This is a genomic window from Isoptericola croceus (assembly GCF_029382255.1).
Classification (GTDB): domain Bacteria; phylum Actinomycetota; class Actinomycetes; order Actinomycetales; family Cellulomonadaceae; genus Isoptericola; species Isoptericola croceus.
This window is the reverse complement of the sequence record NZ_JARLLG010000196.1, coordinates 1-276: the sequence shown is the minus strand read 5'-3', so window position 1 is coordinate 276 and position 276 is coordinate 1. Positions and strand designations below refer to the sequence as shown.

Genomic DNA, 276 nt, shown 5'->3' with positions numbered 1-276 from the left:
GGCCGCGCCAGATCGTCAATTTTGGTGTGCCCGTCTGAGCTGAAGCGCACCCAGCCACTGCGCCAGACATCGAGCAACGGCGCGATGATGATACGCTTGCCAAACATGCAGGGGTTATTGGTTTTATAATCCCACGACAGGGATTTAAAGATATCAATCAGCCCTTGCGTGAAGGTATCAGCCTTGCTTGCGTTCAGGTGCCGGAACGTACTCATAACGTTATCCAGCGTTATCGGCGGCATTTCTTTGCCTGCCACCTGCCGATCCCATTCCTGA

General features: G+C 53.6%; 1 protein-coding gene. It reads right to left on the bottom strand.

Annotated features, from left to right (window positions below):
• On the bottom strand, positions 1-257 hold a 257-nt coding region (locus PZC42_RS21160; RefSeq protein ID WP_277214097.1), incomplete at its 3' end, for a DUF4942 domain-containing protein.
• Positions 258-276 lie beyond the last annotated feature (19 nt).